This is a genomic window from Achromobacter pestifer (assembly GCF_902859625.1).
In the GTDB taxonomy this organism is placed as follows: Bacteria; Pseudomonadota; Gammaproteobacteria; order Burkholderiales; family Burkholderiaceae_B; genus Achromobacter; species Achromobacter pestifer.
The window spans coordinates 879,174-896,319 of sequence record NZ_CADIJX010000002.1; the positions used below are offsets into that span (position 1 = coordinate 879,174).

General features: G+C 61.6%; 15 protein-coding genes. 10 read left to right on the forward strand and 5 right to left on the reverse strand.

All coding sequences use genetic code 11. From position 1 onward, the window contains the following. The first annotated feature begins 3 nt into the window (after positions 1-3). Together clpX and lon are read left to right on the forward strand one after the other, a co-directional pair. On the forward strand, positions 4-1,302 hold the full coding sequence (clpX, locus tag HV753_RS10825; protein WP_175174439.1) for an ATP-dependent Clp protease ATP-binding subunit ClpX: 1,299 nt from the start codon (positions 4-6) through the stop codon (positions 1,300-1,302). A 205-nt stretch (positions 1,303-1,507) separates the two neighbouring features. Continuing rightward, a complete protein-coding gene (gene lon / locus HV753_RS10830; protein WP_175174440.1) occupies positions 1,508-3,958 on the forward strand; it encodes an endopeptidase La in 2,451 nt (816 codons plus the stop codon). 125 nt (positions 3,959-4,083) lie between these two features. On the opposite strand, the gene lexA is transcribed toward lon, so the two are convergent. The 4 genes from lexA to HV753_RS10850 form a co-directional block, all read right to left on the reverse strand. Continuing rightward, the gene (gene lexA / locus HV753_RS10835; protein WP_088590071.1) at positions 4,084-4,734 is read right to left on the reverse strand and encodes a transcriptional repressor LexA; all 651 of its coding nucleotides are present in this window, start codon (positions 4,732-4,734) and stop codon (positions 4,084-4,086) included. 223 nt (positions 4,735-4,957) lie between these two features. After that, positions 4,958-5,923 (reverse strand): Bug family tripartite tricarboxylate transporter substrate binding protein, encoded by a 966-nt coding sequence (locus HV753_RS10840; protein WP_175174441.1) that lies wholly within the window; start codon positions 5,921-5,923, stop codon positions 4,958-4,960. Further along, positions 5,920-7,449, reverse strand: a complete 1,530-nt coding sequence (locus HV753_RS10845) for a class I adenylate-forming enzyme family protein (protein ID WP_175174442.1) — start codon at positions 7,447-7,449, stop codon at positions 5,920-5,922. Before HV753_RS10845 ends, HV753_RS10840 begins: the two co-directional genes overlap by 4 nt. Before the next feature lies 1 nt (position 7,450). Then, entirely contained in the window at positions 7,451-8,698 is a 1,248-nt protein-coding gene (locus HV753_RS10850) for a thiolase family protein (protein ID WP_175174443.1), read from the reverse strand. 114 nt (positions 8,699-8,812) lie between these two features. Between HV753_RS10850 and HV753_RS10855 the strand changes: the two genes are divergently transcribed. Then, positions 8,813-9,583 carry an IclR family transcriptional regulator gene (locus HV753_RS10855; RefSeq protein WP_175174444.1) on the forward strand — a complete coding sequence of 257 codons (771 nt, stop codon included), beginning with the start codon at positions 8,813-8,815 and terminating at the stop codon, positions 9,581-9,583. 118 nt (positions 9,584-9,701) lie between these two features. Here HV753_RS10855 and HV753_RS10860 read toward each other — a convergent pair whose 3' ends face one another. After that, positions 9,702-10,901, reverse strand: a complete 1,200-nt coding sequence (locus tag HV753_RS10860; RefSeq protein ID WP_175174445.1) for an amino acid aminotransferase — start codon at positions 10,899-10,901, stop codon at positions 9,702-9,704. Between the two features lie 76 nt (positions 10,902-10,977). Here HV753_RS10860 and uvrB point away from each other — a divergent pair, with 76 nt between their 5' ends. The 7 genes from uvrB to hscB all read left to right on the forward strand — a co-directional run bounded on the left by uvrB (position 10,978) and on the right by hscB (position 17,099). Next, positions 10,978-13,110 (forward strand): excinuclease ABC subunit UvrB, encoded by a 2,133-nt coding sequence (gene uvrB, locus HV753_RS10865; RefSeq protein ID WP_246288224.1) that lies wholly within the window; start codon positions 10,978-10,980, stop codon positions 13,108-13,110. A gap of 248 nt (positions 13,111-13,358) precedes the next feature. Next, positions 13,359-13,850, forward strand: coding sequence for a low molecular weight protein-tyrosine-phosphatase (locus HV753_RS10870; protein ID WP_006225301.1), 492 nt, complete (start codon positions 13,359-13,361; stop codon positions 13,848-13,850). A gap of 193 nt (positions 13,851-14,043) precedes the next feature. After that, complete coding sequence (gene iscR / locus HV753_RS10875) at positions 14,044-14,586, forward strand: Fe-S cluster assembly transcriptional regulator IscR (protein WP_035213312.1); 543 nt, start codon at positions 14,044-14,046, stop codon at positions 14,584-14,586. A 21-nt stretch (positions 14,587-14,607) separates the two neighbouring features. Further along, positions 14,608-15,819 (forward strand): IscS subfamily cysteine desulfurase, encoded by a 1,212-nt coding sequence (locus HV753_RS10880; protein ID WP_175174446.1) that lies wholly within the window; start codon positions 14,608-14,610, stop codon positions 15,817-15,819. Positions 15,820-15,852: 33 nt separating this feature from the next. Continuing rightward, the gene (iscU, locus tag HV753_RS10885) at positions 15,853-16,257 is read left to right on the forward strand and encodes a Fe-S cluster assembly scaffold IscU (RefSeq protein ID WP_006225297.1); all 405 of its coding nucleotides are present in this window, start codon (positions 15,853-15,855) and stop codon (positions 16,255-16,257) included. Between the two features lie 2 nt (positions 16,258-16,259). Beyond that, positions 16,260-16,583, forward strand: coding sequence for an iron-sulfur cluster assembly protein IscA (gene iscA / locus HV753_RS10890; RefSeq protein ID WP_175174447.1), 324 nt, complete (start codon positions 16,260-16,262; stop codon positions 16,581-16,583). 3 nt (positions 16,584-16,586) lie between these two features. Further along, complete coding sequence (gene hscB / locus HV753_RS10895) at positions 16,587-17,099, forward strand: Fe-S protein assembly co-chaperone HscB (RefSeq protein WP_175174448.1); 513 nt, start codon at positions 16,587-16,589, stop codon at positions 17,097-17,099. Positions 17,100-17,146: the final 47 nt, after the last annotated feature.

The window sequence follows — 17,146 nt, forward strand, 5'->3', positions numbered from 1 at the left end:
AATATGCCTGAAAAAAAGGGATCGGCAGACGCAAAAGTGCTGCATTGCTCGTTTTGCAATAAAAGCCAGCACGAAGTCCGCAAGCTGATCGCGGGTCCGTCGGTATTCATCTGCGATGAATGCATAGACCTGTGCAACGACATCATCCGCGAGGAAGCGCAAGCGACCGCGCGCGCGGCGATTCGTTCCGAACTGCCCACTCCGGCCGAAATCAAGACCTTCCTGGATCAGTACGTGATTGGGCAAAATTCGCCCAAGCGCATGCTGGCAGTGGCGGTCTACAACCATTACAAGCGCATTCGTCACGGCGAGATCAAGGGTGACGAGGTCGAGCTCTCCAAGAGCAATATCATGCTGATCGGCCCCACCGGGTCGGGCAAGACGCTCCTGGCGCAGACGCTGGCACGCATGCTGAATGTGCCGTTCGTCATGGCTGATGCCACCACGTTGACCGAAGCGGGCTACGTGGGTGAAGACGTCGAGAACATCATTCAGAAGTTGCTGCAGAACTGCAACTACGAAGTCGAGAAGGCGCAACGCGCCATTATCTACATCGACGAAATCGACAAGATTTCCCGCAAGTCCGACAACCCGTCCATCACCCGCGACGTATCGGGTGAGGGCGTGCAACAGGCCTTGCTGAAGTTGATCGAAGGCACGGTTGCATCGGTGCCCCCGCAGGGTGGCCGCAAGCATCCCAACCAGGACTTTGTCCAGGTTGACACGACGAACATCCTGTTCATCGTCGGCGGCGCTTTTGATGGGCTGGAAAAGGTCATCCGTGATCGCACCGAGAAATCGGGCATCGGTTTTTCGGCGTCCGTGCGGGCCAAGTCCGAGCGTGGCGTGGGCGAACTCTTCTCCGAAGTCGAACCCGAGGATCTGATCAAGTTCGGCTTGATCCCGGAACTGGTTGGCCGTCTGCCCGTGGTTGCCACGCTGGATGAGCTGGACGAGGCGGCTTTGGTGCAGATTCTGACCGAACCGAAGAATGCCTTGCTCAAGCAATTCCAGAAGCTGTTTGCCATGGAAGGCGCTGAACTGGATCTGCGGCCTGCCGCATTGAAGGCCATCGCTCGCAAGGCGCTCAAGCGTAAGACTGGCGCGCGTGGCCTGCGTTCGATCATCGAACAAACGTTGTTGGACACCATGTACGAGTTGCCCTCTCAAGGCAACGTCAAGCGCGTCGTGGTGGACGAAAACGCGATCGAAGGCGAAGGCAAGCCCTTGCTGATCTACGCCGACGAAGCCGGTGAATCTGAAAAGCCGGATCGCGGAGAAGTCCGCGACGCCGCGGCCTGATATTTCAAAAAAACCCGTTCCTGTAACGGGTTTTTTTCCTTCCTGGGGGCCTCAGAGGCATTTTTTTTTGCCTTTCGTTTATCAGGCCGCCGGGATCTTGAATTTTCGGCTATTGTTCCCATAACAGACGTAACCGACAGAGATGGCTCCGGGTATACCCAGGCCTCCTGTCCCCGATACGCCGAGTCATACCGAGGAACCTCCTATGTCTGCCAGCCAGACCCTGCCTTCCGACCCGATCGACCTGCCGCTGCTCCCACTTCGTGATGTCGTGGTGTTCCCGCACATGGTCATCCCGCTGTTCGTCGGCCGTCCGCGCTCCATCCGCGCGCTCGAGGTTGCGATGGAAGCGGGCAAGAGCATCATGCTGGTGGCCCAAAAGTCCGCCGGCAAGGATGATCCCACCCCTGAAGACGTCTACGAAATCGGTTGCGTGGCCGGCATCCTGCAAATGCTCAAGCTACCCGACGGCACCGTCAAGGTGCTGGTCGAAGGCACCCAGCGTGCCCGCATCAATAGCATCGAGGACGCCGATTCGCATTTCACCTGCCAGGTCACGCCAATCGAACCGGACGCCATGCAAGGCTCCGAGACCGAGGCCCTGCGCCGTGCGATCGTTGCCCAGTTTGAACAGTACGTAAAGCTCAACAAGAAGATCCCTCCGGAGATCCTGACCTCGCTTGCGGGCATCGATGACGCTGGCCGCCTGGCCGACACGATCGCCGCGCATCTGCCGCTGAAGCTTGAGCAGAAGCAGAAGATGCTTGAGATCGTTGGCACCTCCGAGCGCCTTGAAGGTCTGCTTACCCAGCTCGAAACCGAAATCGACATTCTTCAAGTCGAGAAGCGGATTCGCGGCCGCGTGAAGAAGCAGATGGAAAAGAGCCAGCGCGACTACTACCTGAATGAGCAGGTCAAGGCCATTCAGAAGGAGTTGGGCGAAGGCGAAGAGGGCGCGGACATCGAAGAGCTTGAAAAGAAGATCATCGCTGCCCACATGCCCAAAGAGGCGCGCAAGAAGGCCGATGCCGAGCTCAAGAAGCTCAAGCTCATGTCGCCCATGTCGGCCGAAGCCACCGTGGTGCGCAACTACATCGATACGCTGATCAATCTCCCCTGGAGAAAGAAGAGCAAGATCAATAACTCGATCTCCAACGCCGAGACGGTGCTGGACAACGACCACTATGGTCTGGAAAAGGTCAAAGAACGCATCCTGGAATATCTTGCCGTGCAACAGCGCGTGGACAAGGTGAAGGCGCCGATTCTGTGCCTGGTGGGTCCTCCGGGCGTCGGTAAGACGTCGCTGGGTCAGTCCATCGCCAAGGCAACGAACCGCAAGTTCGTGCGCATGGCATTGGGCGGCGTTCGCGACGAGGCCGAGATCCGTGGCCACCGCCGGACGTACATCGGCTCCATGCCGGGCAAGATCGTTCAGAACATGTCGAAGGTCGGCGTGCGCAATCCGCTGTTCCTGCTTGATGAAATCGACAAGCTGGGCATGGATTTCCGTGGCGATCCCTCGTCGGCGCTGCTCGAAGTGCTGGATCCGGAACAGAACCATACGTTCCAGGACCACTACATCGAAGTCGATTTCGATCTGTCCGATGTCATGTTCGTGGCCACCAGCAATACGCTGAATATTCCGCCGGCCCTGTTGGACCGTATGGAAGTGATCCGCCTGTCCGGTTACACGGAAGAGGAAAAGATCCATATCGGCCGTGATCATCTGCTGCCCAAGCTGATGAAGAACAACGGCGTGAAGGATAGCGAACTGACCGTGGACGACAGCGCGCTGCGCGACATCGTGCGCTATTACACCCGCGAAGCTGGTGTGCGTGCGCTCGAACGCGAAGTGGGCAAGATCTGCCGCAAGGTCATCAAGCAATTGCTGACTCAGACCGATCGCGCCAAGGCCGAAGGCAAGACCTTTGAGGTCAAGCCGGTCAACGTCACGGGTGACAACCTGAGCGACTACCTGGGTGTGCGCCGCTACACCTTCGGCATGGCCGAAAAGGAAAACCAGATCGGTCAGGTGACGGGTTTGGCGTGGACGGAAGTCGGCGGCGACCTGCTGACGATCGAAGTTGCGGACATGCCCGGCAAGGGCGTCATTCAGCGCACGGGTTCGCTCGGCGATGTGATGAAGGAGTCGGTTGAAGCGGCTCGTACGGTGGTGCGCTCGCGTGCCCGCCGCCTGGGCTTTGCCGATAGCGTCTTTGAGAAGCACGACATGCACGTGCACGTGCCGGAAGGCGCGACGCCCAAGGATGGTCCGTCCGCCGGTATCGCGATCACCACGGCCATGGTGTCGGCCTTGTCGCGCATCCCGGTGCGCGCCGATGTCGCCATGACGGGTGAGATCACCTTGCGCGGCGAAGTGCTGCCGATCGGTGGCTTGAAGGAAAAGCTGCTGGCGGCTCACCGTGGCGGCATCAAGACGGTCTTGATCCCGGAAGAAAACGTCAAGGACTTGGCGGAGATTCCGGACAACGTCAAGAACCACCTTGAGATCGTGCCAGTGCGTTGGATCGACAAGGTGCTGGAACTGGCTCTGGAACGTTTGCCGGAGCCCCTGGCCGAGGAAGAAGCGGTCAAGGAGCCTTTGGTGGCCAAGCCGGCTGAGCCGGGTTCGACGGATCCGGTGCTGAAGCACTGATCCGTGTGAGTCCCAGGGCGCCTTTGAAAGAAGGCGCCCAATGAAAAACCCCGCTACGGCGGGGTTTTCTTTTGCGCGGAAGGGCGTCGTGAATGCTGAGCGCCACGGGGTCAGTCAGGCATGGCCTAGTGCAGCGCGTGTGTGCGGATCAGGCCAACGGCGATGCCTTCCAGTGCAAATTCCTGGTCTGCTTCAACCACGATGGTTTGGAAGTCTGGGTTTTCGGGCAGGAGCTCGATGTGGCCATTTGTGCGCTGAAGGCGTTTCACCGTGACGTCGTCGCCCAGGCGGGCCACGACGATCTGGCCGTTGCGGGCTTCAGAGGCCTTTTTCACGGCCAGCAAATCGCCCTCAAGAATGCCGGCGTCGCGCATGCTCATGCCGCGTACCTTCAGGAGGTAATCAGGCGCTTGCGCGAACAGGTGAGGGTCCACGCCGACTTCGCGTTCCACGTGTTCAGCGGCAAGGATGGGGCTGCCGGCCGCGACACGGCCCACCAGCGGCAGCAACAGCTGCGCCAGCGACGGGATGGGCAGGGAGGCTTGCGAGGACGCAGAGGCGCCGTCTTTCAGGCGGATGCCCCGCGAGGCGCCTGCGGTGAGTTCGATGGCGCCCTTGCGGGCCAATGCCTTGAGGTGGTCTTCCGCTGCGTTGGGGGAGCGGAAACCCAGGGCCTGGGCGATTTCGGCTCGCGTCGGCGGAAAGCCGGTGCGCGTGACGGTTTGCCTGATGAGGTCCAGGATTTGTTGCTGGCGGTCTGTAAGTTTGCTGGCCATGGCGATGATCCGGTGCGAGCGGACTGTACATATATACAGCGCCATTCTGGGGGACGTAGCGCAAAAAAGCAAGCTTGGGGCCGGCCGTCCCAGCGTCGCGACGGCGGGGCCGGTCAGGACGCCTCGAAGGGATCGCGCTCGGCGAAATCGGGCGCGCGCGTCTGCGGGAAAGTCATGTGGTCCCGGCTCCATGACACGGACGGCCCGGCGGATGCGCCGCGCGTTATTCCGGCTTGATACCGGCCGTCTCGATGACGCCGCGCCACTTGCGGGTCTCGGATTCGATGTAGTCCTGCAATTCCTCTGGACGCGTGGCCTTGATCGTGATGGCTTTGTCTTCGAGTTTGCGGACGATGTCGGGCTTGGCCAGCGTCTTCAGCAAGGCGGAACTCAGCACCGACAGCCGGTCGGCCGGAATGCCGGCGGGGCCCATGACGCTGACCCAGGCGTCCACGCTCATGTTCTTTACGCCCAGTTCCTCGGCGGTGGGCACATCGGGCAGTTCCTTGATGCGCGTCGTGCTGGTGATGGCCAGCGCCCGCACTTTGCCCGATTGCACCAGGCTCAGGGCGGCGGGCAGATTGTCGAATCCGAGGTCGACGTGGCTACCCATCAGTGCGGTCAACGCCGGGCCGCTGCCCGAGAAGGGGATGTGCTGCATGTTCGAGCCGGTCAGAATCTTGAAGTATTCGCCGGTCATGTGCGGCGACGTGCCGGCCCCGGGGCTGGAGTAGGATAGCTGCCGCTGCTTCGCGTCGGCGATCAGCGCGCCCAGGTTCTGGTATTTCGAATCGGCATTGACCAGCACCAGATTGGTGTAGAAGCCGACCTCGCCGATCATGGTGAAACCCTTGATCGGGTCGAAATTCAGTTCCTTGCGCAGCAACGGGTTGATCACGTTGGTGGCTACGGTGCCCAGGAATATGGTGTAGCCGTCCGACTTGGCGTGCGCGACCGTCGAGGCGCCGATGGTGCCGCCCGCACCTGCCTTGTTCTCGACGATCACGGGCTGGCCCAATTCGCGCGATAGGCCCTCGGCCAATACGCGCGCGACGATATCGGTCGAGCCGCCCGGCGGAAACCCGACCACGAAGCGGATGGGCTGGCCCGGAAAGGCCGCGGCGGCGGAGCCGCCCAGCGTGATGGTCAGCGCGCCAGCCGTGGCGGCAATCCAGGTCTTGAATTTCATGATCGATGTTCCTCCTGCTGGCTCGCGTCGCGCAAGTCGTCGATGATTCGCCGCTTGTCGAGTTTGCCTAGTGTGTTTTTTGGAAAAGACTGCACGATGTGGATAGTTTTGGGTGTCCGCACGGACCCCAGCTGCTGCTTGCCGTAATCGATCAGCGCCTGGGCGCTGACCGAGTCCGGCCGAACCGGCACGACCGCCATTTCGACGCGTTCGCCCCAGTAGTCGTCGGCGATGCCGAACACCACGCATTCGGCAATGTCCGGGTGTTGCGCATAGGCGTTCTCGACGTCGGAGGGATAGACATTGAAGCCGCCGCTGATGATGACGTCTTTGGAACGGCCTTTGATGAAGAGGAACCCGCGTTCGTCGATGAAGCCGATGTCTCCAGTGTGGAACCAGCCGTCTTTCAGGACGGCCGCAGTCTGCTCGGGCATGTTCAGGTAGCCCGACATCAGCAGGTCGCCGCCGGCGACGATTTCGCCCAAAGTGTTCGGGCTGACGGCGGGGCGGCCGTCTTCGCCGACGACCGCGACCCGCGTCAGGGGGCCGACGCGGCCCGCGCTGCCGTGGTTTTCCGGTTGGGAGCCGGTGGCGCCGTCCATCCCCGCGATGATGACCGGCGCTTCCGTCAGGCCATAGGTAACGCCCATCACGGGGCCGAACGCCGCAATTGCCTGCGACAGCAGCGGGGCCGGGCATGGCGCGCCGCCATACAGCAGGTTGCGCAGCGCCGGCAGGTGGCGCGGCGCGGCGCGCTGTGCCTGCACCAGCCGCTGGAGCAGCGTGGGAGGCACCCAGGTGGACGTCACCCCGCAGGTGTCCATCAAGGCATGCAGTTGCTCGGCCGTGGCACGGCCGGCGATCACCAGGCAGCCGCCGGCATGCAATACCGGCAGCACGAACGTGCCCGCGCCATGCGTCATTGGCGGCGCGAGCAGGAAGCGTTCCTTGCTGTCGAAGCCATACGCCATGGCCAGCGACGCCACCATGGTGTTGATACAGCGCAGCGACTGCAATACGGCTTTAGGCACGCCCGACGATCCGCCCGTGAACTTGATGGCGGTCGTCTCGCCCGGATCCGGGTTGGAGCGCGATGGCGACTGGCCCGCGTGTTCACGTACCAGCGCGTCGGTATGGAGGTCGCGGCGCTCGTCGTTGCAGATGCGCGGGCCGCGGTAGGAAGCCAGCAGCGCGTCGTAGGCCGCGTCGTGCAATACGATATCGGGCGCGGCTGTCGCCAGTTGGCGGGCGATGTCCTGTTCGACGACGGTCGGCGTCAGCGGCACCAGCACGCCGCCGCAGGCATAAGTGGCCAATATGCCCAGCAGCATTGCGTGCGAATTGCCGGCCAGCGTGGCGATCACCGGACGAGGCTTGCCCGACAGGCGTTGCAGCGCCGCGGCCAGCGCCAGCGCCTGGCCGCGCAGCGCTTCGTACGTATGGGTGCGGCCGGTGGCCGCATCGATCGCGGCGATGCGATCCGGGTACCGCATGGCGGCATGCAGGAAAAAATCGATAGGCTGCATGCTAGAGCCTGTTGCTGAGCACCGTGACCACGGCCGCCGCATCTTCGTAATGCAGGAATCCGCCGCCGTTTTCGGCCACCGCGGTGCGGGCGCCCTGGACCTGGCGCGCTCCGGCTTCATGGCGCAGTTGCGTAACGAGCTCGTGGATCTGGACCAGGCCCGTCGCGGCTATCGGATGCCCCTTGGACACCAGGCCGCCCGATACGTTGACGGGGGTGATTCCGCCCAGGCTGGTCGCGCCGCTTTCGGTGTAGGGGCCGCCCTGGCCGCGGGCGCAAAGACCCAGGTTTTCGATCTGCAGCAGTTCCGCGAAGCTGGATGCGTCATGCACTTCGGCCACGTCGATATCCTGGGGCGTGATCTCGGCCATGGCATAGGCGCGCTTGGCGGCCAGGTGCACGCAGTGCCGGTCCATGTCGGCGATGTCGCGGATCACGGTGCTGGCCGCGCCGATGCCCGCGACCCTGACGGCCCGTTGCCTGTGGGCGTCGGACAAGGCGCGGCTGCTGGACAGCACGATGGCCGCGGCGCCGTCGGAAATGGGCGCGCACATGGCGCGCGTCACTGGCCAGGCGATCTCCGGAGTGGCAAGCACGTCGTCGATGGACATGTCGTTCTGGTACTGGGCCAGCGGGTTCATGGTCGAGTGCGCGTGGTTCTTGGCCGCCGCGCTGGCGATCTGCCGCTGCGTGGTGCCGTAAGTGCGCATGTGCTGGCGCGCCATGGCCGCATAGATGTCCATGAAGAAGCTCTGCGTATTCCAGGCGCCGGGAGAGTTCAGCCGCTCGTGGATGGCGGGGTCGGTCTCTTGCTGGCAGAAGAAATCCCATGTCTGGCGCAGCAGATGGATGTCGGTGCCGCCGAAGAACGCATTCATCATTTCGGTCTTCTTGTCGGGGTAGAACATCTTCTCCGCGCCGACCACCAGTACCGTGTCGAACATGCCCGATTCGATCGCCATGCAGGCGTTGAACAGCCCGGAACTGCTGCTGGCGCAGGCATTTTCGCTATTGAAGACAGGGATGCCGCTCACCCCCATCGCGTTCAGCGCGCACTGGCCGCGGATCGAATTCTGCTTTTCCATCTGGCCCTGGCGCACGTTGGAGAACCATGCGGCTTGCATGTCTTCCAGGCCATGGCCGCTGTCGGCCAGGGCAGTATTGACGGCCTGTTCGGTCAGTTGCTTGACCGAAAGATCCGGGTGGCGGCCCAGCGGAGTATGGGCGATGCCGGTGATATAGACGTTCATGGTAGGTGTAGGCGGCTGGTCGATAAGTGGCTCTATTCTGCGTGGCCGGCCGATCCGGATTAACCCCTGCTTACCCGTGAAAAAGAGGATAAAGTTCCGGCATATGAAACTTTTATGCCCGGTATGGGCCTGGACGATATGACGGAATCCTCCAGCATCCAGAAGGCGCTGCGAGTGCTCAAGACCGTGCAGCGCCATCACGAAGAAGGCCTGCGGCTCACGGATGTATGCCGAGAGCAGGGCCTGGAAAAACCGACGGCGCTGCGGCTGTTGCGCGAACTCTTGGCGCAGGGGCTGGTGGCCCGCGATGCGCGCAGCAAGAAGTACTACCTGGGCGACTATTGCCGGAAACTGGGGGAATCGCTGGCTGCGCAGTCGTCGTTATCCGTGCGCTATGGGCCCTTGCTGCGCCGTATTTCCGACCGCACCGAAGACGCCAGTTTCCTGGTGATCCTGCAAGACCTCGATACCCTCTGCATTGGCCGGGAAGTGGGCGCCTATCCCATCCAGGCGTTGGCCATCCCGGTCGGCAACCGCCAGCCCATCGGCGTGGGCGCGGGCGGCCTGGCCATGCTGGCGAGTTTCGACGACGACGTCACGGAGCATTACCTCAAGGTCAACAGGGCCCGCTTCCTCAAGTACAAGTCGCTCACGCTGGAGCAACTGCGCATGCGCATCGCCCGCGCGCGCAAGCGCGGCTACGCCGTGATAGGCAGCCACGCGGTCAGCAAGGTGACCGGCGTGGGCGTGACGCTGATGAATAAGGAAGGCGACGTGCTGGGCGGCATCAGTGTCGCGGCACTGGATAATCGTATGACGCAAAAGCGCCAGGAAGCCGTGGCCCAGATAATCCACGAAGAGATGAACCGGTTCCTGGACAAGTAAAGCCGCCGCGGGCGGGCGCAGGTGCGAGTGTCCGCCGGGCAGGCTTGCACAAAATGGAAAACGGGACCCGAAGGTCCCGTTTGCAGGAGCGCGCCCGTGGGCCCGCGCGGCTGCTGGGTTACAGCACGGCTGCGATGCCGGCGGCAACCTTGTCGATGTTGCCGCTGTTCAGGGCTGCCACGCAGATGCGGCCGCTGGAGACGGCGTAGACGCCGTGCTCTTCGCGCAGGCGGTCCACTTGCGCTGCATTCAGGCCCGAGTACGAGAACATGCCGCGTTGTTGCAGGACAAAGCTGAAGTCCTGCTTGCCGCCATGTTCCTTGATCTTGTCGACCAGTTGCTTGCGCATCAGGCGAATGCGGTCGCGCATGCCAGCCAGTTCCTCTTCCCACATGGCGAAGAGTTCAGGCGTGTTCAGGACCGTCGACACGATGGTGCCACCGTGGGTGGGCGGGTTCGAGTAGTTGGTGCGGATCACGCGCTTGAGCTGGCTCAGCACGCGAGTGGCTTCTTCCTTGCTGCCGGCCACGACCGTCAGTGCGCCGACGCGCTCACCGTAAAGCGAGAACGACTTCGAGAACGACGAGCTGATGAACATGGTCATGTCCAGGTCGGCGAACATGCGCACGACCGAGGCGTCTTCCGTCAGGCCTTCGCCAAAGCCCTGGTAGGCGATGTCGAGGAACGGGACCAGGTGGTTTTCTTTCACGACGGCGGCGATCTGCTTCCACTGCTCGGCGGTGGGGTCCACGCCGGTCGGGTTGTGGCAGCAGGCGTGCAGCACGACGACGGTCTTGGCCGGAGCCGCCTTCAGATCCGCCAGCATGGCGTCGAAATTCAGGCCGCGCGTGGTGGCGTCGTAGTACGAGTACGTGCCGACTTCGAAGCCGGCGCGCTCGAACAGCGCGCGGTGGTTTTCCCAGCTGGGGTTGCTGATCAGGACCTTGGAGGTCGGCAGCAACTGGCGCAGGAAATCGGCGCCGATCTTCAGCGCGCCCGTGCCACCCAGCGCTTGGGTGGTCAGAACGCGGCCAGCGGCGGCCAGCGGGGAATCATTGCCCAACAGCAGCGCCTGAGCGCCCTGGTTGTAGCCGGCGATGCCTTCAATCGGCAGGTAGCCACGCGCGGCGGCGGCTTCGATGCGGGCGGTTTCAGCTTTGCGAACGGCGCCCAGCAGGGGGATCCGTCCCTGATCGTCGTAATACACGCCCACGCCCAGATTGACTTTACCGGGGCGCGTATCCGCGTTGAATTGTTCGTTCAGACCAAGAATGGGGTCGCGCGGCGCGAGTTCGACGGAATCGAAAAGGTTGCTCATGGGACTCTGATGAGGATGGGTGGACGCAGTACGGTGTGCTGTGGATAATGGGGGGTTTACCCTGGAACAGTCTAGCATGCCAAAGAGCCCAATAGACCCGAGCAGCGCGGGAGATCTGAACGATGATCTCGCTGCGGATCTGACGGCGGCGCCGGCATCGGTTGCTTCCGTGGCGGGGCAGGACATCAAGCCCCGATTCGTCGAATATCCGGACAGTCCATTTCAGCTGTTTCAGCCGTATCCCCCGGCGGGCGATCAGCCTGCGGCCATCGAAGGGCTGACTCAGGGGGTCGAAGACGGCCTCATGTTCCAGACGCTGTTGGGCGTGACGGGGTCGGGCAAGACCTACACCATGGCCAACGTGATTGCCCAGATGGGGCGTCCCGCGCTGGTGCTGGCCCCCAACAAGACACTGGCCGCGCAGCTCTACGCCGAGATGCGGGAGTTCTTCCCGAAGAACGCGGTTGAATACTTCGTGTCTTATTACGATTATTACCAGCCCGAGGCCTACGTGCCGACGCGCGACCTGTTCATTGAAAAGGATTCATCCATCAATGAACATATCGAGCAAATGCGCCTTTCGGCCACCAAGAGCCTGTTGGAGCGCCGCGACACGATCATCGTGGGCACGGTGTCCTGCATCTACGGTATCGGCAATCCGGGCGACTACCACGCGATGGTGCTGATCTTGCGCAGCGGAGACCAGATCTCCCGCCGTGAGATCCTGGCCCGCCTGGTCGCCATGCAGTACACGCGCAACGATGCGGAATTCACTCGAGGTGTATTTCGAGTACGCGGCGAGACCATTGATATCTTCCCGGCGGAAAGCCCCGAGCTGGCGCTGCGCCTGACGTTGTTCGATGACGAGATCGAAAGCCTGGAGCTCTTCGATCCGCTGACGGGCCGCATCCGCCAGAAACTGCCGCGGTTCACCGTCTATCCCGGTTCACACTACGTGACGCCGCGCGACACGGTTCTGCGCGCCATCGAGACCATCAAGGAAGAGCTGCGCGAGCGCGTCAAGCGCTTTATTGATGACGGCCATCTGGTCGAGGCGCAACGTCTGGAACAACGCACCCGGTTTGATCTGGAAATGTTGCAGGAACTGGGTTTCTGCAAGGGCATCGAGAATTACTCCCGGCATTTGTCCGGCGCGGCGCCGGGGGATCCCCCGCCCACGCTGATCGACTATCTGCCGTCGGATGCGCTGATGTTCATCGACGAGAGCCACGTCACCATCGGGCAGTTGAGTGGTATGTATCGCGGTGACCGCTCGCGCAAGGAAACCCTGGTGCAGTACGGCTTCCGCCTGCCATCGGCGCTGGATAATCGTCCGCTCAAGCTTGAAGAGTTCGAGACGCGGATGCGCCAGTGCGTATTTGTGTCGGCCACGCCGGCGGCCTACGAGAAAGAACACACCGATAACGTGGTGGAGCAGGTCGTGCGGCCTACCGGCCTGGTCGATCCTCTGGTCGAAGTGTTGCCCGCCCGCACGCAGGTGGACGATCTGCTGGGTCAGATCAAGGTGCGCGTGTCGCAGGGCGAGCGGGTGCTGGTCACCACGCTGACCAAGCGCATGGCGGAGGACCTGACGGACTTCCTGAGCGAGCACGGGGTGAAGGTGCGTTATTTGCACTCCGACATCGACACCGTGGAGCGCGTGGAAATCTTGCGCGATCTGCGCCTGGGCATGTTCGACGTGCTGGTCGGGATCAACCTGTTGCGCGAAGGGTTGGACATTCCCGAGGTGTCGCTCGTGGCCATTCTTGACGCCGACAAGGAAGGGTTCCTGCGATCCGAGCGCAGCTTGATTCAGACCATTGGCCGAGCGGCGCGAAATCTGAACGGGCACGCCATCCTGTATGCCGACCGCATCACGGATTCGATGCAGCGCGCCATGGAGGAAACCAGCCGGCGCCGCGCGAAGCAGCTCCAATTCAACATCGATAACGGCATCACCGCGCGCGGGGTGCAAAAGGCGGTGCGCGAGCTGATCGACGGCATTGTCGCCCCGGTCAAGCACGATGCGCTGGAGGCGGCGGTCCCGGCAGAGTTCCTGAAGGATGAAAAGGCCCTGGCGCGCGAACTCAAGCGTCTTGAGAAGTTGATGATGGACCATGCCCGGAATCTGGAATTTGAACAGGCTGCCGCTGCTCGCGATGCCCTGACGGCGTTGAAGCAACGGGTGCTTCTGGATGGCGCAATATAGCCGGGCAGGGTATCTAAATGTGTCTGTTAGCTGACACCTTGCTGAAAATGTGCAAAATCCGCGATGTTGCAATGATGGATTCACAAACTTGGAAAAACTTGAGAATTCAAGTTCAGGTTTTGCATTAAAAATCGTCAATAATCTATTGATTTTTCTATATAAAGCATAGACTGATATCGGCCTTGGTCCAATTGGGTAACTGCAAAAAAAGCTTGCCTTATCTCGGGTTTTCCCGCACACTTACTTCCATGATGACCAAGGTACTTTTCGTTTGCATGGGCAATATCTGTCGCTCGCCGAGCGCAGAGGGCGTGTTTCGCCATTTGGTGAATGACGCGGGTTTGGGCGACGTTGTTCGCATCGACTCCGCTGGCACGCACGCGTTTCATATCGGCGAGGCGCCTGATGCCCGGGCGCAGGCTGCGGCGCGTAAGCGCGGCTACGAGATCACGCACTGTGAGGCGCGTCAGGTCACCGCGGAGGATTTCCGCGATTTTGATCTTATCCTCGCCATGGATTGGGACAATCTGTCCGCCATGCAGCAGCAGTGCCCCAAAACTTATCAGCACAAATTGATGCTGTTGATGCGCTTCGCCAATGAGTTCGAGGAGGCCACCGTGCCCGATCCGTACTATGGCGGCGCGGATGGCTTCGGCAAGGTGCTCGATTACCTGGAAGACGCCTGTCAGGGCGTTCTTGAACTGGTCCGTAAGCGCGCTACCCAATACCAGGCGGCTTGATCGCTTTTTCGTAGAGCCGCCAGCAGGGCGGCTCTCGGGTACTTGGGAGTAAGAAAAAACCGCGCAAATGCGCGGTTTTTTCTAGCCGGGAGCCATACCAAATTAGTCGGGAATAGGCTATACTTGACCCAATTACTCGGGTATTGACCGCTGGATTCGCTGGCGGCCATTGCCGAATCACAGGGAACCCACCATGCGGCTAACTACCAAAGGGCGTTTCGCCGTGACTGCCATGATCGATCTGGCTATGCGGCAGCATAGCGGCCCGGTCACTCTTGCGGCCATCAGCCAGCGTCAGAATATTTCGCTTTCCTATCTGGAACAGCTCTTCGGGAAACTGCGTCGCCACGAACTCGTGGACAGCGTGCGTGGCCCGGGTGGCGGTTATTCGCTTGCGCGTCTTGCGCGCAACGTCACCGTTGCCGACATCATCTTCGCGGTCGATGAACCGCTGGACGCCACTAGCTGTGGCGGCAAAAGGGACTGTACGAGCGGCAACGACGGCAAGCCGGGCAAGTGCATGACGCACGAGCTCTGGGCCACGTTGAATCGCAAGATGGTCGATTACCTGGATTCGGTGTCCCTGCAAGATCTGGTTGATCAGCAGCGCGTGCGCCAATTGCAGGAAGCCAACAATCAAGCGCAGGCTTGCGCGGTGCGTGTGAATCGGGTGGGGGGCACCAATGCTGCCGCCAACGCCCCGACCACGACCGTCGCCGCCAATGCCACCGTATAAGCAGTATCAGGAGTTGTAGATATGACCACCCGCCCGATTTATTTTGACTACTCGGCCACGACGCCCGTCGACCCCCGCGTCGTGGACAAGATGGTGCCCTGGCTGTACGAGAATTTCGGCAACCCGGCATCGCGCAGCCACTCGTTTGGTTGGGATTCCGAAGAAGCCGTCGAACGCGCCCGCGAAGAAGTCGCCAAGCTGGTCAACGCCGACCCGCGTGAAATCGTCTGGACTTCCGGTGCTACGGAATCCAACAACCTGGCGATCAAGGGTGCCGCGAACTTCTACGCGGAACGCGGCAAGCACATCATCACCGTCAAGACCGAACACAAGGCGGTGCTGGATACCTGTCGCGAGCTCGAGCGCCAAGGCTTCGAAGTCACGTATCTGAATGTGAAAGACGATGGCCTGATTGATCTGGACACCTTCAAGGCCGCGCTGCGCCCCGATACCGTGCTGGTGTCGGTGATGATGGTGAACAACGAAATCGGCGTGATCCAGGACATCGAAGCGCTGGGTGAGATCTGCCGTGAAAAGGGCATCATCTTCCACGTGGACGCCGCGCAGGCGACCGGCAAGGTGGCAATCGACCTGCAAAAGCTCAAGGTCGACCTGATGTCGTTCTCGGCCCACAAGACTTACGGTCCGAAGGGTATCGGCGCGCTGTATGTGCGCCGCAAGCCGCGTATCCGCATCGAAGCGCAAATGCACGGTGGCGGTCACGAGCGCGGTTTCCGCTCGGGCACGCTGGCCACGCACCAGATCGTGGGCATGGGCGAGGCCTTCCGCCTGGCTCGTGAAGAAATGGGCACCGAGAACGAGCGCATCCGCATGCTGCGCGACCGTCTCTGGAATGGCCTGTCGCAGATCGAAGAGGTCTACCTCAACGGCGACATGGACCAGCGCGTTCCGCACAACCTGAATGTCAGCTTCAACTATGTCGAAGGCGAGTCCCTGATCATGGCGATCAAGGAACTGGCCGTATCCAGCGGTTCGGCCTGCACGTCGGCCAGCCTGGAGCCGTCCTACGTGCTGCGCGCACTGGGCCGCAACGACGAGTTGGCGCATAGCTCGATCCGTTTCACCCTGGGCCGCTTCACGACCGAAAAGGAAGTGGACTTCGCCATTGAATTGCTCAAGAGCCGCGTCGGCAAGCTGCGCGATATGTCGCCGCTGTGGGAAATGGCCAAGGAAGGCATTGACTTGAACACCGTGCAGTGGGCCGCGCACTAAGCGCCCGCGCCAAGAAATACGTGGAGAAATAACATGTCTTACAGCACCAAAGTTCTGGATCACTACGAAAACCCGCGCAACGTCGGTTCGTTCGATAAGTCGGACGAGTCGGTGGGCACCGGCATGGTCGGCGCACCGGCCTGTGGCGACGTCATGAAGTTGCAGATCAAGGTGAACGAAGCTGGCGTGATCGAAGACGCGCGCTTCAAGACCTACGGCTGCGGGTCGGCCATCGCTTCCAGCTCGCTCGTGACCGAATGGGTCAAGGGCAAGACGCTGGATCAGGCGATGAACATCCGCAACACGCAGATCGCCGAAGAACTGGCGTTGCCGCCGGTGAAGGTCCACTGTTCCATCCTGGCCGAAGACGCGATCAAGGCCGCGGTGCAGAACTACAAAGAAAAGCACTCGGTTCCGGCCGAAGCGGTGGCAGGCTGATCATGTCCGTTACCCTGACCCAACAGGCTGCCACCCATATCGGCCGCTACTTGCAAAAGCGCGGAAAGGGTATCGGCTTGCGGCTCGGCGTTAGGACGACGGGCTGCTCCGGCATGGCCTACAAGTTGGAATATGTGGACGACTCGGCGCCGGAAGACACCGTGTTCGAAAGCTTTGGCGTCAAGGTTTTCATTGACCCGAAGAGCCTGGCTTATCTGGATGGCACCGAGCTGGATTACGCTCGCGAAGGCCTGAACGAAGGCTTCAAGTTCCGCAACCCCAACGAAAAGGCGACCTGCGGCTGCGGCGAGTCGTTCACGGTGTAAGTCTTGGCTGGAGACGATCACTTCAGCCTGTTCGGCTTGCACGCGCGCTTCGACCTGGACGCGCAAGCGTTGGAATCTGCGTGGCGCGCTGTCGCCGCGCAGGTGCATCCCGACCGTTATGCCACGGCAAGCCCCGCGGAACGCCGCGTGGCCATGCAATGGGCTGCGCGTGCCAATGAGGCTTACCGCGTGCTGCGGGATCCTTTGTTGCGGGCGCGTTACCTGTGCGAGCAGGCCGGCGTGGACTTGCAGACCGAGAGCAACACGTCGATGGACACCGCTTTCCTGATGCAGCAGATGACCTGGCGCGAGATGCTTGATGATGCTCGCGATGACGCGGATGCCCTGGTTGCCTTGCAGGCGGAGTTGGACGAGGCGCGCGTTGCGATGCGCGCCACGCTGACGCGCCTGCTGGACAACGAGCGTGACTATGCGACTGCCGGGCTTCGCGTTCGGGAATGGATGTTCGTGGAAAAGCTGGCGGAAGAGTTGGCGCACGCTCAGCCCGCCGGATAGCCAAAGCCGCGCGTCAGGGCACCTGAGAAGCGGGTGCCTGGATTTCG